At 64.7% G+C, this 19,712-nt stretch carries 20 protein-coding genes; 9 read left to right on the plus strand and 11 right to left on the minus strand.

Features of this window, described 5'->3' with window-relative positions:
• Window positions 1-134 precede the first annotated feature (134 nt).
• Together ACTJK6_RS02615 and ACTJK6_RS02620 are read right to left on the minus strand one after the other, a co-directional pair.
• Window positions 135-1,181 carry an alpha/beta fold hydrolase gene (locus ACTJK6_RS02615; RefSeq protein WP_440838286.1) on the minus strand — a complete coding sequence of 349 codons (1,047 nt, stop codon included), beginning with the start codon at window positions 1,179-1,181 and terminating at the stop codon, window positions 135-137.
• Window positions 1,182-1,218: 37 nt separating this feature from the next.
• On the minus strand, window positions 1,219-2,139 hold the full coding sequence (locus ACTJK6_RS02620) for a DMT family transporter (RefSeq protein ID WP_440838287.1): 921 nt from the start codon (window positions 2,137-2,139) through the stop codon (window positions 1,219-1,221).
• A 141-nt stretch (window positions 2,140-2,280) separates the two neighbouring features.
• On the opposite strand from ACTJK6_RS02620, the gene dapC reads away from it, so the two are divergent.
• The 9 genes from dapC to ACTJK6_RS02665 all read left to right on the plus strand — a co-directional run bounded on the left by dapC (window position 2,281) and on the right by ACTJK6_RS02665 (window position 9,585).
• Complete coding sequence (gene dapC / locus ACTJK6_RS02625) at window positions 2,281-3,480, plus strand: succinyldiaminopimelate transaminase (protein ID WP_440838288.1); 1,200 nt, start codon at window positions 2,281-2,283, stop codon at window positions 3,478-3,480.
• A gap of 46 nt (window positions 3,481-3,526) precedes the next feature.
• Complete coding sequence (gene dapD / locus ACTJK6_RS02630; protein WP_024975807.1) at window positions 3,527-4,354, plus strand: 2,3,4,5-tetrahydropyridine-2,6-dicarboxylate N-succinyltransferase; 828 nt, start codon at window positions 3,527-3,529, stop codon at window positions 4,352-4,354.
• A gap of 60 nt (window positions 4,355-4,414) precedes the next feature.
• Window positions 4,415-4,828 (plus strand): hypothetical protein, encoded by a 414-nt coding sequence (locus ACTJK6_RS02635; protein ID WP_440838289.1) that lies wholly within the window; start codon window positions 4,415-4,417, stop codon window positions 4,826-4,828.
• A 14-nt stretch (window positions 4,829-4,842) separates the two neighbouring features.
• Window positions 4,843-5,187 (plus strand): arsenate reductase, encoded by a 345-nt coding sequence (locus ACTJK6_RS02640; RefSeq protein ID WP_232042704.1) that lies wholly within the window; start codon window positions 4,843-4,845, stop codon window positions 5,185-5,187.
• Window positions 5,188-5,224: 37 nt separating this feature from the next.
• A complete protein-coding gene (gene dapE / locus ACTJK6_RS02645; protein ID WP_322016905.1) occupies window positions 5,225-6,376 on the plus strand; it encodes a succinyl-diaminopimelate desuccinylase in 1,152 nt (383 codons plus the stop codon).
• A gap of 10 nt (window positions 6,377-6,386) precedes the next feature.
• Window positions 6,387-6,905 (plus strand): class IV adenylate cyclase, encoded by a 519-nt coding sequence (locus ACTJK6_RS02650; RefSeq protein WP_322016632.1) that lies wholly within the window; start codon window positions 6,387-6,389, stop codon window positions 6,903-6,905.
• Between the two features lie 16 nt (window positions 6,906-6,921).
• Window positions 6,922-7,824: a 50S ribosomal protein L3 N(5)-glutamine methyltransferase gene (gene prmB, locus ACTJK6_RS02655; RefSeq protein ID WP_440838290.1), complete on the plus strand. Its 903-nt coding sequence runs from the start codon at window positions 6,922-6,924 to the stop codon at window positions 7,822-7,824.
• Between the two features lie 328 nt (window positions 7,825-8,152).
• Window positions 8,153-8,797, plus strand: a complete 645-nt coding sequence (locus ACTJK6_RS02660) for a DUF1326 domain-containing protein (protein WP_232042701.1) — start codon at window positions 8,153-8,155, stop codon at window positions 8,795-8,797.
• Window positions 8,794-9,585, plus strand: a complete 792-nt coding sequence (locus ACTJK6_RS02665) for a DUF2182 domain-containing protein (RefSeq protein WP_440838291.1) — start codon at window positions 8,794-8,796, stop codon at window positions 9,583-9,585. The genes ACTJK6_RS02660 and ACTJK6_RS02665 overlap by 4 nt, the downstream gene beginning before the upstream one ends.
• Before the next feature lie 50 nt (window positions 9,586-9,635).
• Here the strand turns inward: ACTJK6_RS02665 and ACTJK6_RS02670 are convergent, their stop codons facing one another.
• The 9 genes from ACTJK6_RS02670 to ACTJK6_RS02710 form a co-directional block, all read right to left on the minus strand.
• The gene (locus ACTJK6_RS02670) at window positions 9,636-9,995 is read right to left on the minus strand and encodes a chitin-binding domain-containing protein (RefSeq protein WP_232042699.1); all 360 of its coding nucleotides are present in this window, start codon (window positions 9,993-9,995) and stop codon (window positions 9,636-9,638) included.
• A 319-nt stretch (window positions 9,996-10,314) separates the two neighbouring features.
• On the minus strand, window positions 10,315-11,130 hold the full coding sequence (locus tag ACTJK6_RS02675; protein WP_232042698.1) for a M55 family metallopeptidase: 816 nt from the start codon (window positions 11,128-11,130) through the stop codon (window positions 10,315-10,317).
• A gap of 9 nt (window positions 11,131-11,139) precedes the next feature.
• Complete coding sequence (locus ACTJK6_RS02680) at window positions 11,140-12,168, minus strand: DmpA family aminopeptidase (RefSeq protein WP_440838292.1); 1,029 nt, start codon at window positions 12,166-12,168, stop codon at window positions 11,140-11,142.
• Window position 12,169: 1 nt separating this feature from the next.
• Window positions 12,170-13,069, minus strand: coding sequence for a glutathione ABC transporter permease GsiD (gsiD, locus tag ACTJK6_RS02685; protein ID WP_232042696.1), 900 nt, complete (start codon window positions 13,067-13,069; stop codon window positions 12,170-12,172).
• A 10-nt stretch (window positions 13,070-13,079) separates the two neighbouring features.
• Window positions 13,080-14,003 carry a glutathione ABC transporter permease GsiC gene (gsiC, locus tag ACTJK6_RS02690; RefSeq protein ID WP_440838293.1) on the minus strand — a complete coding sequence of 308 codons (924 nt, stop codon included), beginning with the start codon at window positions 14,001-14,003 and terminating at the stop codon, window positions 13,080-13,082.
• A gap of 70 nt (window positions 14,004-14,073) precedes the next feature.
• Window positions 14,074-15,639 carry a glutathione ABC transporter substrate-binding protein GsiB gene (gene gsiB / locus ACTJK6_RS02695; RefSeq protein WP_260802555.1) on the minus strand — a complete coding sequence of 522 codons (1,566 nt, stop codon included), beginning with the start codon at window positions 15,637-15,639 and terminating at the stop codon, window positions 14,074-14,076.
• Between the two features lie 37 nt (window positions 15,640-15,676).
• Window positions 15,677-17,524, minus strand: a complete 1,848-nt coding sequence (locus ACTJK6_RS02700) for a dipeptide ABC transporter ATP-binding protein (protein WP_440838772.1) — start codon at window positions 17,522-17,524, stop codon at window positions 15,677-15,679.
• 81 nt (window positions 17,525-17,605) lie between these two features.
• The gene (locus ACTJK6_RS02705; protein ID WP_440838294.1) at window positions 17,606-18,568 is read right to left on the minus strand and encodes an isoaspartyl peptidase/L-asparaginase family protein; all 963 of its coding nucleotides are present in this window, start codon (window positions 18,566-18,568) and stop codon (window positions 17,606-17,608) included.
• A gap of 17 nt (window positions 18,569-18,585) precedes the next feature.
• Complete coding sequence (locus tag ACTJK6_RS02710) at window positions 18,586-19,575, minus strand: MurR/RpiR family transcriptional regulator (protein ID WP_322016625.1); 990 nt, start codon at window positions 19,573-19,575, stop codon at window positions 18,586-18,588.
• Window positions 19,576-19,712 lie beyond the last annotated feature (137 nt).

Here is a 19,712-nt window from a genome sequence, read left to right on the forward strand (position 1 = left end):
CGGATGGCGCCATCATACCATTCGCACCCCTGCCTCCCGCCAATCAAATCGCTACAAAAATGGACGAAATTTGCAGCGCGGGAAGGCAAATTGCTGCGGATTTGTAAGCAGTTTCACCTTCATGACAAATAGCGTCAGTCCGGACGGCGCGTGCGCGAGCGTTCCGGGGCGGCGAGCCACTCGAGCAGCGCATTGTGCAGCGCATCAGGATCCTGGATTTGTGGCGCATGGCCCGCATCCGGGAATTCCACCAGCGTCGCGCGCGGGATGGCCTTGGCGGCTGCCCGGCCCAGCTCGGGGTAATGGCCCAGCTGTGCGCGTACTTCGGGCGGGGCTGTGTCCTTGCCGATGGCGGTGGTGTCTTTTTGGCCGATCAGCAGCAGCGTCGGCGGGCGCAACTGGCCGAACTCATAGACGACGGGCTGCGTGTAGATCATGTCGTACAGCAGCGCGGAATTCCACGCGACCAGATCGCGCCCCGGGCCTCGGTACATGCCAGCCAGCATCTGCACCCACGGTTCGTATTGCGTGCGCCATTGGCCAGCGTAGTACGTGGATTGCTCGTAGGCGCGGATGCGCTCGGCGGTGGTCTGCTTTTCACGCGCGAACCACTGGTCGACGGTGAGAGACGGCACGCCTTTGGCCTTCCAGTCTTCCAGGCCGATCGGGTTGATCATCACCAGCCGCGACACCGCATTCGGATACATCAGCGCGTAGCGCGTCGCCAGCATGCCGCCCGTCGAATGGCCGATCACGATGGTTTGCTCGATTCCAAGCGACGCCAGCAGCGCATGCGTATTGCTCGCCAGTTGCTGGAACGTGTACTGATACGCGCGCGGCTTGCTCGATTTGCAGAAACCGATCTGATCGGGGGCGATCACGCGGTAGCCGGCCCCCGTGAGCGCTGCGATCGTGCCTTCCCAGGTGGCCGCGCAGAAATTCTTGCCGTGCAGCAGCACCGCCACCTGACCGTTGGGCTGCTTGGGCGCGACGTCCAGATACGCCATCTCCAGCGCATTGCCCTGCGACTCGAACTTGAAGAGTTTGACCGGTGCCGGGTAATCGAAGCCTTCCAGGCGCGGGCCATACGCGGGGCCGGTCTCTGCAGGAGCGGCGCCGACGGCCGCAGCGGCTGTCGACAGCGCAAACGTCAGCGCGATGGCAATCGAACGAAGCAACATCGGCAACCCCTCGGTTGATTTGCGAAACACCTGCAGCCTACTTGCGCCGCAACAGCCCCGACAGCGCGCCCGCCAGGATGATGCAGGCGCCACCCGCCATCTCCTGGAGGGATAGGCGCTCCGCTGTCAGTAGCGCCGACGACACGGCCGCCACCACGATTTCAAACAGCATCAGCAGCGCTGCGCGATTGGCCGGCAAGCGTTGCAGGCCGCGCTGCACCAGCGCATTGCCGCCGACCAGTACGCAGGCCATGCCCGCCAGCAGCAGCCACGTATTGCCCTGGGAAAAAGCCGCCGGCACCGTGCGCACGCCATCGAGCATCAGCGCAGCCGGAAAACCCACCAACGCGCAGCCGGTGAAGACGACCACGGTCCGCATCTCCGGGCGCATGGTCGGATGACGCTGCCCCGCCAGGCGTGACAGCACGTTGTTGCACGCAAATGCCAGCCCTGCAATCAGCCCCGCCCATTCCGCCGCTGAACCGGGCCACGGCGTGCCGGCCTCGCCCGACCACAGCATCATCACCGCCCCCGACAGCGCCAGCGCGAGCAGCACGCCGCCACGCCAGCCCAGCCGCTCGTGCAGCCACAGGCGCGCGAGCAGCGCCGTCCACACGGGCGTCAGATAGAACAGCAGCAGCACCCGCATGACCGTGCCGTGCACCGTGCCCCAGACGAAGCCCGCGTTGGTGATGCCCGCCGCGATCCCGAGCGCCGGGATCAGCCACGACCACTGGAACGTCGAAAAGTGACGACGCAGCACTACGGCGGCCAGCACGGCCGCAGCGGCACCCGTCATCGACGAAGCCAGCATGCTGCCGAGCCCCCAGCCGGCCAGCAGCCGGTACGGATACCAGGAAATGCCCCAGACCGAAGCGCCCAGGAGAATGAAGAGTGCCGCCGCCCATTGCGGCTCGTGGTGAGCGGACGCGTCCGCCGAGGAGGCTATCGATGTCATCTGAGCAATAAAAAAACGGCGGAAATCCGCCGCATGCAGCATTGTCTTGGGGCGTCCAGCACACGTTGGCCGTATAATTTCGGGCTTCCCGGCAAGCGCCAAGCTTGCCCGCTGACCAGCCCAACACCGCCGCCCAACACCGTGAATCCGCGTCTGTCCGCCCTCCAGCCGTATCCGTTCGAGAAACTGAAAGCGCTTGTGAAGGACGTCACGCCCAGCGCCGTCCATACGCCGATCAGCTTCGGCATCGGCGAGCCCAAGCATCCGACGCCGGCCCTGGTGAAAGACGCGCTGACGGCGGCGCTCGGCGGGCTGGCGAATTATCCCACGACGCTCGGCTCCGATGCACTGCGACAGTGCATCGCCGCATGGCTGGAGCGCCGCTACGGCTTGCCGAAGGTCGATCCGGCCACCGAAGTCATCCCAGTCAACGGCTCGCGCGAGGCGCTGTTCTCGTTCGCGCAGACCGTGATTGACGGCAGCAAGCCCGGCGCCCGCGTGCTGTGCCCGAACCCGTTCTACCAGATCTACGAAGGCTCGGCGCTGCTGGCCGGCGCCACGCCGCTGTTCGCCAATAGCAACCCGGCGCGCAATTACGCGCCCGACTTTGCCGCGATCACGCCCGAAGAATGGCGCAACGTGCAGCTCGTCTTCGTATGCAGCCCGGGCAACCCGACCGGCGCCGTGCTCACGCTCGAAGACTGGAAGCAGCTCTTCGCGCTGTCGGACGAATACGACTTCATCATCGCCTCGGACGAGTGCTATTCCGAAATCTATTTCGACGAGGCCAACCCGCCGCTGGGCGCGCTGCAGGCCGCACACCAACTGGGCCGCGGCTTTGATCGCCTGGTGATGTTCTCGAGCCTGTCCAAGCGCTCTAACGTGCCCGGCATGCGCTCCGGTTTCGTGGCCGGCGACGCCAAGCTGCTCAAGGCCTACCTGCTGTATCGCACGTATCACGGCAGCGCGATGAGCCCGTCGGTGCAATCCGCTAGCATCGCTGCGTGGAACGACGAGGCCCACGTGCGTGACAACCGCGCGCAGTACGTCAAGAAGTTCCAGCAGGTCACGCCGATGCTGGCCCAGGTGCTGGACGTGGCCCTGCCCGATGCGGCCTTCTACCTGTGGGCCAACGTCAAGCGCACGGGGCTGTCGGATACCGAATTCGCACGCCAGCTGCTGGCTGCAAAGAACGTCGCCGTCCTGCCGGGCAGCTACCTCGCGCGCGAGGCGCACGGCACGAATCCGGGCCAGGACTACGTGCGCATCGCGCTGGTGGCCGGCGTGGACGAATGCCTGGAAGGCGCACGCCGCATCGTCGAGTTCTGCCAGCAGCGCTGACTCCCCTTACTTTTTTTCCCGAATTTCTCCTAGAGCGAACACAGCCATGACGCAACAACTGCAATCCCTGATCGATCAAGCGTGGGAAGACCGCGCCAACCTGTCGCCCAAGGCCGCTCCGGCCGATGTCCGTGAAGCCGTCGCCAACGTGATCGGCCAGCTCGACCGTGGCGCGCTGCGCGTGGCCGAGAAGAAGGACGGCGAGTGGATCGTCAATCAGTGGATCAAGAAGGCCGTGCTGCTGTCGTTCCGCCTGGAAGACAACGCGCCGATGGCTGCCGGTGGCTTCACGCAGTTCTACGACAAGGTGCCGAGCAAGTTCGCCAACTACACGGCGGAAGACTTCGCGGCGGGTGGCTTCCGCGTGGTGCCGCCGGCTGTGGCGCGCCGTGGCTCGTTCATCGCCAAGAACGCGGTGCTGATGCCGTCGTACGTGAACATCGGCGCTTACGTTGACGAAGGCACAATGGTCGACACGTGGGCCACCGTCGGTTCGTGCGCACAGATCGGCAAAAACGTTCACTTGTCGGGCGGCGTGGGCATCGGCGGCGTGCTGGAGCCGCTGCAGGCCAACCCCGTCATCATCGAAGACAACTGCTTCATCGGCGCCCGCTCGGAAGTGGTGGAAGGCGTGATCGTTGAAGAAAACTCGGTGATCTCGATGGGCGTGTACCTGGGCCAGTCGACCAAGATCTACGACCGCGAAACCGGTGAAGTCAGCTATGGCCGCATCCCGGCGGGCTCGGTGGTGGTGGCGGGCAACCTGCCGTCGAAGGATGGCACGCATAGCCTGTACTGCGCCGTGATCGTCAAGAAGGTCGACGCCAAGACGCGCGCCAAGGTTGGCCTGAACGAGCTGCTGCGCGGCGATTAAGCACCGGCGCAAGGCATGCCTGCTAGTCTTGCGGGCATGCCAACCACTTCAAGCGCAGCCATGTCCGAACGCAATGCCACCGGCTCCCGCTTCGGCAAGCTGCGCCAACGCATCATGGGTCTTGATCCAAACACCATCGGGACTGTCCTGTCGCTGCTGCCCACCATCCTGGAGCAGGCGAACAAGACCATCGACAAGTTCAAGAACCGCAAGAAAACCGGCACCGAAGCTGCCCGCGCTGAAGGCGCCGCGCCCGACCCGAATACACGCATCGCCGAGCTGGAAGCGGCGATCCTGCAGCAGGCTGAGTCCGTCAAGCTGCTGGCTGAGCAGCACGCCATCACCATCGACGCGCTGCGCGACGAAGCCGCGCGGCTGGAGCGCCGCCTCAAGCGCATGACATGGCTGGCGTCCATCGGCTTCGCCTTGGCCGTTGTTGCCCTCTCGTTTGCCCTGCAAGCCTCTCGACACTGATTGCGAATCCCACCATGACGACCCTGCATGGCATCCCCAATTGCGACACCGTGAAGAAAGCCCGCACGTGGCTCGAATCGAACGGCGTTGCCTACACCTTTCACGATTTCAAAAAGCAAGGCGTGAGCGCCGACATGCTGGCCGGCTGGCTCAAGCATGTGCCGCTCACCACGCTGCTCAACCGCAAGGGCACCACGTGGCGCGCGCTGTCTGACGCCGACAAGGCCCGCGCGGAAGACGAAGCCGGCGCCATCGCGCTGATGCAGGCCAACCCGTCGCTGATCAAGCGGCCAGTGCTCGCGCACGAAAAGAGCGTCAACGTCGGCTTCTCGGCGGATCAGTACGCCGCCCTGTTCTAACCACAACAACATCACCGTGACTGTCGTCATGTCGAACATGCAGCCCACGCTTGCCCTCACTGAAGACCTGATCCGCCGCCGCTCCGTCACGCCCGAAGACAAGGGTTGCCAGGACGTGCTGATCGAACGCCTGACCGCCGCCGGCTTCGAATGCGAAACCGTGGTCAGCGGCCCGGACCACTTTCGGGTGACCAACCTGTGGGCCGTCAAGCGCGGCCGGGCCGGCACCGACGGCAAGCTGCTCGTTTTCGCGGGCCACACCGATGTGGTGCCCACCGGCCCCGTGGAACAATGGCACTCCGACCCGTTCGAACCCACGCACCGTGACGGCAAGCTCTACGCCCGCGGCGCGGCCGACATGAAGACGTCCATCGCGGGCTTCGTGGTCGCATCAGAAGAATTCGTCGCCAAGCATCCGGACCACGCTGGCTCGATCGGCTTCCTCATCACCAGCGACGAGGAAGGCCCGGCGCACGACGGCACCGTCAAGGTGTGCGACCTGCTGCGCGCACGCGGCGAGCGCCTCGACTACTGCGTGGTCGGCGAGCCGACCTCCGTATCCACACTCGGCGACATGGTGAAGAACGGGCGACGCGGTTCGCTGTCGGGCAAGCTCACGGTGAATGGCGTGCAGGGCCACATCGCCTACCCGCATCTGGCCAAGAACCCGATCCACCTGGCTGCCCCGGCGCTGGCTGAGCTGGCCGCCGCCAAGTGGGACGACGGCAACGCCTACTTCCCGCCGACCACGTGGCAGATGTCGAACATCCACGGCGGCACGGGCGCGACGAATATCATTCCGGGCCACGTCACGATCGACTTCAACTTCCGCTTCTCGACCGCGAGCACACCGGACGGCCTCAAGGCGCGCGTGCACAGCATTCTGGATGCGCACGGCCTCGACTACACGCTCGACTGGACGCTGGGCGGCGAGCCCTTCCTGACCGAGCGCGGCGACCTGTCCGAAGCCCTGTCCTCCGCCATCCAGGCCGAGTGCGGCGTGACGACCGAACTGTCGACCACGGGCGGCACGTCAGACGGCCGCTTCATCGCCAAGATCTGCCCGCAGGTGATTGAGTTCGGCCCGCCGAACGCGAGCATCCACAAGATCGACGAACACGTTGAAGTGGCGTTTATCGAGCCGCTGAAAAACGTGTATCGCCGCGTCTTGGAAACGTTGATCGCCTGAGGTTGCCCCGATGGCGCGCAACGTCGAGATCAAGGCGCGTGTGCGCGATGTGGCGGCACTCATCGAGCGCGCGGCTGCCATCGCGGATTCCGGCCCCGAACGCATCGAGCAGGACGACACGTTCTTCGCCTGTACGAACGGGCGCCTGAAGCTGCGGCAGTTCTCGCCCGAGCGCGGGGAGCTGATCCACTACTTCCGCGCCAACAGCGCCGGCCCGCGCGTGTCGGACTACCACATCGTTCCGACCAGCGCGCCCGACGCGCTGCGCGACACGCTGGCCGCCGCCATCGGCACGGCCGGCCGTGTCATCAAGGTGCGCCAGCTCTATCTCGCCGGCCAGACGCGCATTCATGTCGATGCAGTGAAAGACCTCGGCGATTTCGCCGAACTCGAAGTCGTGCTGCACGATACGCAGTCCGAAGACGACGGCGTGAAGATCGCCCACCAACTGATGCACGCCCTCGGCATTGCCGAATCCGACCTGCTCGACGTGGCCTACGTCGACCTGCTCGCTGCCACCCAACGCTGAGCCATACCCGTCAACCATGACCACGCCTACCCCCCCCGCCTCCCACCCGTTCACCACCGTCCGCGATCTGCTGCGCTACGCCGTATCGCGCTTCACCGCCGCCGGCCTTGTTTTCGGCCATGGCAGCGAAAACGCCTACGACGAAGCCGCTTACCTGATCCTGCACACGCTGCACCTGCCGATCGACACGCTGGAGCCGTTCATGGACGCGCGCTTGCTGCCCGAAGAAGTGGCCGCTGTGCTGAAGGTGATCGAGCGCCGCGCCGTCGACCGCGTGCCCGCCGCGTACATCACGCACGAGGCGTTCATGCACGGCATGCGCTTCTACGTGGACGAGCGCGTGATCGTGCCGCGCAGCTTCATCGGAGAACTGCTCGAAGACGGACTGGAACCGTGGATTGACCAGGAGGACGGCCCGACCGATGTGCTGGAGCTGTGCACCGGCTCGGGCTGCCTGTCGATCCTGGCGGCGCTGCAATGGCCCAATGCGACGATCGACGCGGTGGACCTGTCGCCGGATGCACTGGTGGTGGCCAATCGCAATGTCGCCGATTACCACCTGGAAGAGCGCATCCGCTTGCACGAAGGCGACCTGTATGCGCCGCTGCCGCCGGGCGTGCATTACGACGTGATCCTGACGAACCCGCCGTACGTGAACGAGGCGTCGATGCAGGCGCTGCCACCCGAATACCGCGCCGAGCCGCGCATGGCCCTGGCCGGCGGCACCGACGGTATGGACATCGTGCGTCGCATTCTGGCCGATGCGCCACGCCATCTGAAGCCGCACGGCGTGCTGGTTGTCGAGATCGGCAACGAGCGCGAAAACGTTGAAGCGGCGTTCCCCGATCTTGATCTGGTCTGGCTGCCGACCAGCGCAGGCGAAGACCAGGTATTCCTGGTCACGCGCGAGGCGCTGTAAGACGCTGAGCCAAGCGCGCCTCCTGCCATTGCAGCAGGCGCGTTCCGTATCGCTGGCAAGGCAGCATCCGCAGCCAGAACAGCCGCAACGGTTTTGCGCTTCGGCATCGCGGGGCATCGAGCGTTGCGCCGCAAGATGCATCCCCGGCCCATTGTCCATGCGGTCCAATCCCCGTCTTGACTTCCCCTCGCCGTGCACTAGGGTCTGATTATGCGTGGAAGGTGCGCACGCCTTAAGCCAGCCGCCCCAGTTTCAGCCCACGCAATCCGTCGTCCTACGACGACGCGCGTCAGGCGCGCACGCGCCTGCAAGAGGCAGGAGAACCACCATGACTCCGTGGGAAATCCAAGGGACTGAGCTCATCAACTGCAATTGCTCATACGGTTGCCCGTGTCAGTTCAACGCGCTGCCAACCAAAGGTATCTGCGAAGCAATGGGCGCGATCTCGATCGACAGCGGCTACCACGGCGATGTGCAACTCGACGGCGTGAAGATCGCGCTCTTGTTCCATTGGCCCGGCCCCATCCACGAAGGCAAAGGCAGATGTCAGCCGATCGTCGACGAGCGCGCCACCCCGGCACAACGCGAAGCCATCCTGAAAATCATGGCAGGGCAAGATACCGAACCGTTCGCGACGATGTTCTCGGTATTCGCGTCGACGTTTGAGCAGGTATTCGATCCGATCTTTACGCAGATCGACTACGACGTCGATGTCGATGCCCGACGCGGCCGGATTCATGTCGATGGCATATTCGATACCGTTGGCGAACCGATCCGTAATCCGGTGACGGGCGCCGAACACCGTGCCCGCATCGATCTGCCGCACGGCTTCGAATACGAACTGGCCGAGGTTGGCTCCGCCACCAGCCACTCACAGGGCAACATCGCGCTGGATCTCAAAAATTCTTACGGGCAATTCGCGCGACTGCACCTGAACAACAAGGGACCGATTCGGCATCGCACCGCTGCATGAGCGGCCTCGAAAGCGTCCTCCAACGCGAGCGCGCCATCACGGGACTCGGCATCGTTGCCGTAGTCACGCTGTCTTGGTGGTATCTGTGGACGGGTGCAGGCATGGGTATGTCCGCACTCGACATGACGGCGTTCACGCTGTTTCCGCATCGATTGCCTGGCGGCATCGGCGGCATGGATGCATCGTTGCCCACCGTGACCCTGATGTGGTGGGTGATGATGACCGCGATGATGACGCCCAGCGCGGCACCGCTCATCTTGCTGTATCTGCGTGTTCTGCGGCACCACGGCACGGCCGAGGCCAGGTCGGTAATCCTTTCGGTGAGTCTTCTGGCCGGTTACCTGGTTGTGTGGCTGGCTTTTTCCCTGGGTGCGGCATCCCTGCAGATGGCGCTGCAACCGACGGGCCTCATTTCAGAAATGATGCTGTGGTCAAAGAGCGCGGGGCTCTCCGCAGCGGTGCTGGCAGCGGCGGGGGCGTATCAGTTCTCTGCGCTCAAGCGCGCGTGCCTGGCGCAGTGCCGCTCGCCGGTGGGCTTCCTGACCGCGCATTGGCGCCCTGGCGCGGCAGGCAGCTTCTTGCTGGGCATGCGCCACGGCGCGTATTGCGTAGGCTGCTGCTGGGTGCTGATGGCCTTGCTCTTTGTGGGCGGCGTCATGAATCTCGTCTGGATTGCCGCTCTGTCGCTCGTCGTCTTTGTGGAGAAGATCCTGCCCCGCGGCGAACACGTCGGCCGCGTGCTGGGCGCCGTGCTGATTGCCTGGGCAGGTGCCACGCTGCTGGTTTGATCCCGTGCGGCCGGCAATGCGGATTGTCCGGATACCGCGCATGGCAGCCGTCAGGACTTCACCTCATCACATGCGTCTTTCACGACGCAGATGGAAAAGCGCTTATCGAACACCTGACCGCTCGGGCAGTGGTCGAAGACGGCTTGCGACTGGGCGTCGCAGGTCGCGTAGGCGGTGGTGCAGTTGGTGCGCACGGGTTGCTTGGGACCACGGTTGGTACCGTCGTCGATCATGAAGCGGCCCGATGGCGCGGGGCATTTGAATTCTGCGGCGGCCTTGGCGAGCGCGGCGGCGGCCTTCTCGGCCTTCGACGTCTGCGGCGTGGGCGGATTGGCCGGGGACGGGCGGCGGTCGCAGGCCGTTAGTGCTAGCGCACACAGCAGCATGCCGAGTGTGAGTGCGCGGGTCATGGGGGGGCTCCTTCGGGGTTGGGTGTCCTGAAGTTTACGCTGCGATGTGCGTTTTTGGTCTATCCCTGTTTCGCCCCCTGCCGGGGGCGACTCACTTTCTTTGTCTTGCCAAAGAAAGTAAGCAAAGAAAGGCGCGCCCGAGATGGCGACTTCCCCTTGAATTTATGTAACCGGGCGGAGACGGGGAAAACTCGCTGCGCTCAGACAGTTCCCCGTCTTTTTTCCGCCCGCTTACAAAAATTCAAGGCGCCATCTAGGGCATCAACGGCCAAACCGTCTGAGTGCGTGGGATGGCGCCATGACTTGCGCCACACCTTTCTCAGCGGAGCATCGCTGACATGGCAGAGAGGCTGTTGAGCATGCGCACGGCGTGCTCGACCGAATCGGCCGCGAAGCGCAGCATCGTGCCGTCGACGCGTTCCAAGGCGGGCCATTGGCAGAACAGGTCCGCCTGTGCGGGCGTTTGCGTTTGCAGGCGGCACACGATCGGTGCCTGGAGGCGCAGCGGCATGCTGAAGTGCCCGCGCTGTACCGTTGCCTTCACCGCCGCGTAGATGGCGTCGCACGATTGCTCAGGCGAGAGCGACGTGCCGGCGTTCTGGCCTTCGGCCTGCTTAGTCTCGACAAACGCGGTGTGCGGCAACAGCGGCTTGGTTTCCTTGATGAACACGTCGTCGCCGCTGGCAACGGCCACCGGCACACCGCGCTCGCCGGCGAGGGCGCCGTAGAGGCCGGCTTCGCCCAGCTCCTGCTCGTTGAACCAGACGCGCGCAAACGCGAAGCTGTTGATGGTGTGTGCCAGCACGCCGCGGCTGCCGGCGCGCGCGTGGTAGCCGATCATGCAGACTGCATCGCAGCCGTCCACGCCGGCCATCATGCTCAGGTAACGCGGTTTGCCGAGGACGAAGCGTGCGCGGCGGTCGATGGAATCGGGGATGAGGTTGCGGAAGCCCCCGTGCGAATCGTTGACGAGCACGTCAGTGGCGCCACCATCGAAGGCGCCGCGAACAGCTGCGTCGGCTTCGGCAGTCATCCAGCGGCGGGCGCGTTCGTACTCAGCGTTACCGGCACGCGTTTGCTCGGGGTGGAACACGTTGGCCACGCCTTCAATGTCGGCGGAGATCAGGATGCGCATGAGGTCAGGTCAGAGCAATTCGGTCAGGGCGCGGCGCGTGTTGCCGTCTCGGCCGGTGACGGCGGTCGCGTGGAACAGCGCGTGCACGATGGCTTGTTCGACGCTGTCGGCGGCGGCCTGGAACAGCGGGTCGAGGTGCGATTCGTGGGTCATGGCGACGGCCGGCATGGCGCGTGTGCCTTCGTGCGGCACGGTGTAGGCGGTGGAGAACGCGAGCGCGATGTCGCCGCTGCCATGGCCGAAGACGGAGCCGGTACGCGCCAGGCCTGCGCCCGCGCGCAAGGCGAGGCGGCGCAACTGGCGCGCGTCCAGCGGCGCATCGGTGGCGAGCAGCATGATGATCGAACCTTTCTCGGGCTCTGGGGCAACGGCGGCCAGCGCTTTCGCCAGTTCCTCTCCGACACTGCGTCCCGCAAGTGTCAGGTTCTGCGTCACACCAAAGTTGGACAGCACCAGCGCGCCGACCGTACGTTTGGCGCCGTCGACAAGCGTGACCACGCGTGACGCAGAACCGATGCCGCCCTTCACACCAAACGACGACATCCCACGCCCTGCCCCGACCGCGCCCTGCTCGAACACTTCGGCTGCCGCAGCGTGGGCCGCGTCGTAGTGCACGTCCTGTACGGCAAACGCCTGCAGGTCGTTCAGATAGCCGTCATTGCATTCGAAGACGAGCGGGTTGACAGTCGACCATGTGCGGCCGATCTGCGGGTTGGCTGCAACGGCTTGGCGGATCTGCGCCTGCGCCACAGCGCCCACGGCAAACGTGTTGGTCAGCGCGATCGGCGTTTCCAGCACGCCCAGCTCATCCACCTGCACCAGGCCGATGCTCTTGCCGAAGCCGTTGAGCACCACGCTGGCCGCGGGCACCTTGTCGCGGAACGGGTCACCCGCATGTGGGCGCACCACCGTCACGCCGGTCTGGATGTCGCCGCCAGCAATGGTGGCGTGGCCGACGGCGACGCCGGCCACGTCGGTGATGCTGTTGCGTGTGCCGGCAGGCAGCGCGCCGATGTGTGGAATGGTGAGGCGCGTCATCTCAGCGACGGTCGATCTTCGGATCCAGCGCGTCGCGCAGTCCGTCGCCCAGCAGGTTGAATGCCAGCACGGTCAGGAAGATCGCCAAACTCGGGAAGATGGCCACGTGCGGTGCCGTCACCATGTCGGCGCGCGCCTCGTTGAGCATCGCGCCCCACTCTGGCGTGGGCGGTTGTGCGCCGAGGCCCAGGAACGAGAGGCTGGCTGCGGTGATGATCGAGGTGCCGATCCGCATCGAGAAGTACACGACGATGGACGAGATCGTACCCGGCAGGATGTGCCGCATGATGATGGTCCAGTCCGACGCGCCGATGCTGCGCGCAGCTTCCACATACGTCAGGTGCTTGAGCATGAGCGTGTTGCCGCGCACCAGCCGCGCAAATGCCGGGATGCTGAACACCGCCACGGCAAAAACAACGTTCATCATGCCGTTGCCCAGGATGGCCACAATGCCGATCGCCAGCAGGATGCCCGGGAAGGCGAACAGCACGTCGGAGATGCGCATGACGATGCGGTCCCACCAGCCTTCGTAGTAGCCGGCCAGCAGGCCGAGCACAGTGCCCACGATGGCGCCGATGATGACCGACACGAAGCCCGCTTCCAGCGAGATGCGCGTGCCCATCAGGATGCGGCTGAAGATGTCGCGGCCCAGCGAATCGACGCCGAACCAATGCTGCGCCGACGGCCCCGCGTTGAGCGCGTCGTAGTCGAAATAGTTTTCCGGATCGAACGGCACGATGTGCGGCGCGAGGATGGCGATTACCACCAGCGCGATCACGAACACACCGGCGCCCATCGCCAGATGCTGCTTGCGGAACTTGCGCCAGAACTCGCTCCACGGCGTACGGACGGGCTCTGCAGCGGTTTGCGGCGCGACCGCCACGCTTGTTGCCTGTGTCATGGCGGTCTCCTTACTTCTTGTAGCGGATGGTCGGATTGATGATCGTGTAGAGCACGTCCACCACCAGGTTGATCAGGATGAATTCCAGCGAGAACAGCAGCACCTCGGCCTGGATGACGGGGTAATCGCGCATCTCCACTGAATCCACCAGCAGCCGACCGAGGCCCGGCCAGTTGAACACCTTCTCCACCACGATCGAGCCGCCCAGCAGGAAGCCGAACTGCAGCCCCATCATGGTCACCACGGGAATCATCGCGTTGCGCAGGCAATGCTTGATGACGACCACCGTTTCGCGCACGCCCTTGGCCCGGGCGGTGCGCACAAAATCTTCCTGCAGCACTTCGACAAACGAAGCGCGAGTGAAGCGCGCCATCACGGCAGCCACCGCAGCACCCAGCGTGAGCGAAGGCAGGATGTAATGTTTCCAGCTCTCGGCGCCGATGGACGGCAGCCAACCGAGCTGCACCGAGAACACTTCCATCAGCAGCATGCCCAGCGCGAAAGCCGGAAACGAAATCCCCGACACAGCCAGCGTCATGCCCAGGCGATCCGGCCACTTGTTGCGCCACACGGCCGAAGCAATGCCGATGGCCATCCCGAAGATCACCGCCCACACCATGCTCGCAATCGTCAGGTTCAGCGTCGGCATGAAGCGATCTCCGATCTCTTCGCTCACCGGACGCTTGGTACGGATCGAGTCGCCGAACTCGCCGCGCACGGCGTTGGCGAAGAAGCGCACGAACTGCTCGTGCATCGGCTTGTCCAGGCCCAGGTCTTTGCGCACCAAGCCAACGGTCACGTCATCGGCCTCGGGGCCGGCCGCGAGCCGGGCCGGATCACCCGGCAGCAGGTGCACGAACAGGAACACCAGCACTGCCACGATCAGCAGTGTCGGGATCACGCCCAGCACACGTTTAATGAAGTAGTTCAGCATGGCAAATCCACCGCAGGCGGCAATTCAACGGCCCGCGCAACGGCTGCGCGGGCCGGTACGGCAATGAGACTTACTGCTTGATGTCGATATCGTCGAAGCTGAACGAGCCGTCCGGTGCCACGTAGGCACCCGAGAGGCGCTTCGAACGCGCGTAGATGATCTTCTCGGTCACCAGGAAGGCCCACGGTGCGTCTTCCCAGATACGCTTCTGGGCATCGGTGTAGAGCTTCGACTTTTCAGCACGATCGGTGGTGCGCAGTGCGCCGGCAATGTCGGCATCGACCTGGTCGTTCTTGTAGTACGCCGTGTTCAACGATTTGGGCGGCATCGACTCCGAAGCCAGCAGCGGACGGAGTGCCCAATCCGATTCACCCGTCGACGACGACCAGCCTGCGTAGTACATGCGCACGCCGGCGTCTTCCGGCTTGGGCACGCTTTCCACGCGCTCGACGCGCTGGCCGGCTTCCAGCGCCTGCACCTGAGCCTTGATGCCGACCTGGGCCAGCTGCTGCTGCACGAACTGGATGATCTTCTGCGCCGTCGTGTGGTTGTAGGCCGACCACAGTTGCGTCTCGAAGCCGTTCGGGTAGCCCGCTTCCTTCAGCAGCTCTTTCGCCTTGGCCGGGTTGTACGGCCACGGTCCCAGCTTGACCGCGTAATCCACGCCCTGCGGCACCACGCCGTCGGCTGGCACGGCATAACCCGAGAACGCCACCTTGGTCAGCGCATCCTTGTTGATGGCGTAGTTGATGGCCTGACGCACCTTCGGATTGTCGAACGGCTTGACGCGCGTGTTGAACGACACGTAACGCTGGATGATGGAAGGCGCGGCGATCAGGTCCACCTTCGGGCTGTTCTTGAGTACGGCCGCCTGCTCGAACGGAATGCTGAACGCGAAATCCGCCTCGCCCGTCTGCATGACGGTGGCGCGCGTGTTGTTGTCTACCACCGGCTTCCAGGTGATGGTGTCGATCTTGGGCAGCCCGTGCTTCCAGTAGCCGGCGAATTTCTTGCCCTTCAGATCATCGGTCTGCTTCCACTCGACAAACTCGAACGGGCCGGTGCCGACCGGGTGGAAAGCAATGTCCTTGCCGTACTTCTTGAGTGCCGTGGGCGAAATCATCGCGGCCGACGGGTGCGCCAGCACGTTGATGAACGGCGAGAACGGCTCCTTGAGCGTCACGCGCGCGGTGTACGGGTCCACCACTTCGGTCTTGGCGACACGGTTGAACAGGGTGTAGCGCTTGAGCTTGTTGGCCGGGTCCGTCACGCGGTCCAGGTTGGCCTTGACGGCGTTGGCATCAAACGTGGTGCCGTCGTGGAACTTCACACCCTTGTGCAGCTTGAACGTGTAGACCAGGCCGTCCTTGCTCACCTCGTAGCTGTCGCACAGCACGTTGACGAGCTTCATGTCCTTGTCGAAGCCGAACAGGCCTTGATAGAACGACTTGGCGGCGCTGAACGACAGCGTGTCGTTCGCGTCGTACGGGTCCATCGTGGTGAAGGTCGAGTAGACCGCCATCACGGCGTCCTTGGCGGCAAAGGCCGGCATGGTGAATGCCGCCAGCGCCAGGCCGCTGGCAACCATGGCTGCGCGCGGGCCGAATGCGACTCGGTGGGCAAAGCGATTGAACATTTCCTTCCTCCTCATCAAAGATGACGTCTCACTGCATTCAATAAGCGCCGCCAATCGAATGGCGGGCAACAAAGTGGTCTGGCGCCACTTGCACCAACGGCTGCACCACCGGCAGGTCGCCAATGGCACGGATCGGGCTGGGAATTTCGTGCGTGGAGAGTTCACGCTTCAGGTGACGGCGGGCCGGGTCCGCAATCGGCACGGCTGACATCAGCTTCTTCGTATAGGCGTGCTGCGGGTTTTCGAAGATGGCGCGGCGCGGGCCGATCTCGACGATCTGGCCGAGGTACATCACCGCCACGCGATGGCTGATGCGCTCCACCACCGCCATGTCGTGCGAGATGAACAGGAACGCAACGCCAAACTCCTTCTGCAGGTCGAGCATCAGGTTGACGATCTGCGCCTGGATCGACACGTCCAGCGCCGACACCGATTCATCGGCAATCACCACCTTCGGGTTCAACGCCAACGCGCGCGCAATGCAGATGCGCTGGCGCTGGCCACCCGAGAATTCGTGCGGATAGCGCGACGCATGTGCGGCCTGCAGGCCCACCTTGTCGAGCAGCCATTCCACGCGTTGCTGCGCCTCTTTGCCGGAGGCCACCTTGTGCACCAGCAGCGGCTCCATGATGGAGTAGCCGACCGGCACGCGCGGGTCCAGCGAGGCGAATGGGTCCTGGAAGATGAACTGGATGTTTCGGCGCAGCGTCTGGAGCGCGGGCCCCTTTAACTCGCCGATGTTCTGGCCGGCAAATTCGATGCTGCCGCTCTGGCTGTCCACCAGACGCAAGAGCGACCGTCCCGTCGTCGACTTGCCGCAGCCCGATTCGCCGACCAGCGCCAGCGTCTCACCAGGGTAGAGATCAAAACTGACCTGCTCCACGGCATGCACCCGGCGCGTGACGCGGCCAAAGATGCCCGTGGGCACGTCAAAGCGCGTGACGAGATCCCGCACACGCAAAATGGGTTGCACATCGTGCGACGCCGCCGGTTGCGGTGTCGTATCCACCGCAGCAGCCGTGCCATCCACACGCAACAGCGGAAAGCGCGCCGGGCCATCGGTGCCCTGCATCGATCCAAGGCGCGGCACCGCTGACAGCAGCGCACGCGTATACGGATGCGCCGGCTGTGCAAACACCGTGGCCGACGGACCCTCTTCCACGCGGTCGCCCTTGTACATCACGAGCACGCGGTCGGCCACTTCCGCCACCACACCCATGTCGTGCGTGATGAACACCACGGCCATGTGCAGCTCCTGCTGCAGCGCGCGGATCAGTTGCAGGATTTCGGCCTGGATCGTCACGTCCAGCGCGGTGGTCGGCTCATCCGCAATCAGCAGCGACGGCTTGCATGACAGCGCCATCGCAATCATCACGCGCTGGCGCATGCCGCCCGACAGCTGGTGCGGGTAGCGCCCCAGCACATTGCGCGCTTCCGGAATGCGCACCAGCTCCAGCATACGCAGCGCCTCGGCCTTGGCTTCGCTGGCGGTCTTGCCCTGGTGCAGGCGGATCGACTCGGCAATCTGCTCGCCCACGGTAAACACGGGGTTGAGCGAGGTCATCGGCTCCTGGAAGATCATCGCGATGTCGGCGCCGCGCACGCCGCGCATGGCAGCGGGGCTGGCGCTGGCCAGGTCCAGCACTTCGCCGTTGCGGCGGCGCAGATGCATTTGCCCGCCGACGATCTTGCCGCCACCGTGCTCTACCAGCCGCATCAGCGCCAGCGACGTCACCGACTTGCCCGAGCCCGATTCGCCCACCACGGCCAGCGTCTCACCCCTGTCGACGTGGAACGACAGGTTGCGCACCGCGTCGACCACGCGCTCGGAAGTGGCAAAGCGCACGCTCAGGTCTTGCACCTGCACGATGCGCTGATCGGGCATCGCAATGACGCTGCTGGCACTGGGCTGTTTGGTTGCTGTCACGACAAATCTCCTGCTGTCCGGCTTGGCGGGTTCGGCTTCTTACCGATAGATCGACACAACGGGCACTTGCGCGCCGCGTGCGAACCCGCGGTACATCCCTTCGGTGTTGAACGGCAACGCAACGTTGCCCTGCGCATCCACGGCAATGAGTCCACCGCGGCCATTGATGGCCATCAGCTTGCGCATGACCACGTCGTCGGTTGCATCGGCCAATGACTTGCCGGCGTATTCCATCTGCGCGGCAACGTCGTAGGCAGCTACGGCGCGCATGAACATCTCGCCCGTGCCCGTGCACGACACGGCCGCCACGTTGTTGGCAAAGCAGCCCGCGCCAACGATGGGCGTATCGCCCACGCGGCCGACCTTCTTGTTGGTGACGCCGCCCGTGGAGGTGGCGGCCGCCAGGCGCCCTTGCGCGTCGCATGCCACGGCGCCCACGGTGCCGAACTTGTTGTCCGGGTCGATGGGTGCGGCTTCCTTGGCCACGAGCGACGCGGCATCGTGATCGAGCAGCGCCATGCCGTCCTGCTGGCGGGCGCGCTGCCATTGGGCGTAGCGCGCTTCGGTGTAGTAGTAGTCGGGCTCGACAAACTCCAGGCCCTGCGCCTGTGCGAAGGCCTCGGCGCCTTCGGAGGTGAACAGCACGTGTTCGCTGCGCTCCATCACGGCTCGAGCCGCGAGAATCGGGTTGCGCAGGCGCTTGACGCAGGTGACTGCGCCAGCGGCCAGCGTGGCGCCATCCATGATCGACGCATCGAGTTCGTACGTGCCTGCGCTGGTGAGCACCGAGCCCTTACCGGCGTTGAACAGCGGGCATTCTTCCAGCAGGCGCACGGCCTCGGTCACGGCATCCGGCGCGCTGCCGCCGTCCATGAGAATGCGCTGCCCAGCGGCCAGGATGTCATGGAGCGCTTGTTGGTAAGCGGCTTCCTTGTCGGCACTCATGGCCGTGCGGGTGATGGTGCCGGCGCCGCCGTGGATGGCGAGGATGGGCGTAGTCATGCGTGGCTCGATGTCAATCAGTTTTCAGCGGTGCGTTTGCGGCCGCGTCGGGTGGTCGTCGGGGTGCCGGGGGTGCCTGCGGCATCGTTGGCGCGGGGCGCTGGGGCGGTATGCAGCCACGGCAACACGAATTCAGTGAGTCGCTCGGCCGATTCCAGAGAGTGCGCAGAGCGATGCGCCACCGCGCCGCACAGTGCTTCGAACAGCGCCACGGCAGCCGTGTCAGATGTGGCTGAGAACTGCCGCTCCGGCCGCGCATACAACGCAATGTCGGCCAGCGGCGCGAGCGGCGATGTGGGGCTGTCGGTCAGCGCCAGCAGTTGGCAGCCTTGCTTGCCGGCCTGCTTGGCCAGCGTGATGGTGTCGGCCGCATAGCGCGGGAATGCGATGGCGATCAGCAGATCCTTCGGCCCGATCTTGCGCAGTTGGCGCGCCGCATCCGATGCGCCGCCCGGCTGCGAAACGGAGATCACCGTGTCGCAGTACAGATCGAGCCCATGGCGCAGCAGACCCGCCAGATAGCCGCTGGCGCCAAAGCCCATCACGTAGATGCGCTGTGCGCCGAGGATGGCGTCGACCGCGCGTTCGCACGCTGCGGGGTCGAGCATGCGGCGCGTAGCGTCGAGGTTGGCGATGTCTTCGTTGAGTGAGGCGGCGAAGATCTCCGCGCTGGTGGCCGGGCGTGCCAGCTCGTGGCGCAGTTTTTCCACCGGCGCGAGCGTCGCTTCGAAGCCGCGCAGCAGCCCCGCACGGAACTGCGGATAGCCGTCAAAGCCCAGCGCCAGCGCAAAGCGATTGGCCGTGGCAATCGACATGTCCACCGCGGCGGCAAACTCGTCGATGCGCATGGTGGCCGCGCGGAACGGGTTCGCCAGCACGTATTCCGCCATGCGCTGGTGCGCCGGCGTGAGCGTGGCCAGGGCCGCCCCAATGCGCTCGGAGACCGTCGCATCGGCAGCGAATGCGCCTTTCGACACATCCGTGCGCTTGCTGGTGGATTTCGCCATGTTCCTGGGCCGTGAAAATTTTGTGTAAATGTATTTTCACGAATCAACCGTGTAAAGAAAAAAACTTTCATGAAGGCCTATGGTTTTCCCTAGGTCCAATACCGCCGCACAGATTGCGGGCGAGCGCGGCCTCGCCA

It is taken from the genome of Ralstonia sp. 22086, from assembly GCF_052045975.1.
GTDB lineage: Bacteria > Pseudomonadota > Gammaproteobacteria > Burkholderiales > Burkholderiaceae > Ralstonia > Ralstonia wenshanensis.

Coding starts and splice junctions, on each gene's coding strand:
- ACTJK6_RS02700 (WP_440838772.1), bottom strand. CDS start 17,524: ATGCCCGATCAGCGCATCGTGCAGGTGCAAGACCTGAGCGTGCGCTTT.
- ACTJK6_RS02680 (WP_440838292.1), bottom strand. CDS start 12,168: ATGACGCGCCTCACCATTCCACACATCGGCGCGCTGCCTGCCGGCACA.
- dapE (WP_322016905.1), top strand. CDS start 5,225: ATGCAGCCCACGCTTGCCCTCACTGAAGACCTGATCCGCCGCCGCTCC.
- ACTJK6_RS02650 (WP_322016632.1), top strand. CDS start 6,387: ATGGCGCGCAACGTCGAGATCAAGGCGCGTGTGCGCGATGTGGCGGCA.
- ACTJK6_RS02660 (WP_232042701.1), top strand. CDS start 8,153: ATGACTCCGTGGGAAATCCAAGGGACTGAGCTCATCAACTGCAATTGC.
- ACTJK6_RS02640 (WP_232042704.1), top strand. CDS start 4,843: ATGACGACCCTGCATGGCATCCCCAATTGCGACACCGTGAAGAAAGCC.
- ACTJK6_RS02675 (WP_232042698.1), bottom strand. CDS start 11,130: ATGCGCATCCTGATCTCCGCCGACATTGAAGGCGTGGCCAACGTGTTC.
- ACTJK6_RS02665 (WP_440838291.1), top strand. CDS start 8,794: ATGAGCGGCCTCGAAAGCGTCCTCCAACGCGAGCGCGCCATCACGGGA.
- ACTJK6_RS02615 (WP_440838286.1), bottom strand. CDS start 1,181: ATGTTGCTTCGTTCGATTGCCATCGCGCTGACGTTTGCGCTGTCGACA.
- ACTJK6_RS02635 (WP_440838289.1), top strand. CDS start 4,415: ATGTCCGAACGCAATGCCACCGGCTCCCGCTTCGGCAAGCTGCGCCAA.
- gsiD (WP_232042696.1), bottom strand. CDS start 13,069: ATGACACAGGCAACAAGCGTGGCGGTCGCGCCGCAAACCGCTGCAGAG.
- prmB (WP_440838290.1), top strand. CDS start 6,922: ATGACCACGCCTACCCCCCCCGCCTCCCACCCGTTCACCACCGTCCGC.
- ACTJK6_RS02710 (WP_322016625.1), bottom strand. CDS start 19,575: ATGGCGAAATCCACCAGCAAGCGCACGGATGTGTCGAAAGGCGCATTC.
- ACTJK6_RS02620 (WP_440838287.1), bottom strand. CDS start 2,139: ATGACATCGATAGCCTCCTCGGCGGACGCGTCCGCTCACCACGAGCCG.
- gsiC (WP_440838293.1), bottom strand. CDS start 14,003: ATGCTGAACTACTTCATTAAACGTGTGCTGGGCGTGATCCCGACACTG.
- dapD (WP_024975807.1), top strand. CDS start 3,527: ATGACGCAACAACTGCAATCCCTGATCGATCAAGCGTGGGAAGACCGC.
- ACTJK6_RS02670 (WP_232042699.1), bottom strand. CDS start 9,995: ATGACCCGCGCACTCACACTCGGCATGCTGCTGTGTGCGCTAGCACTA.
- gsiB (WP_260802555.1), bottom strand. CDS start 15,639: ATGTTCAATCGCTTTGCCCACCGAGTCGCATTCGGCCCGCGCGCAGCC.
- ACTJK6_RS02705 (WP_440838294.1), bottom strand. CDS start 18,568: ATGACTACGCCCATCCTCGCCATCCACGGCGGCGCCGGCACCATCACC.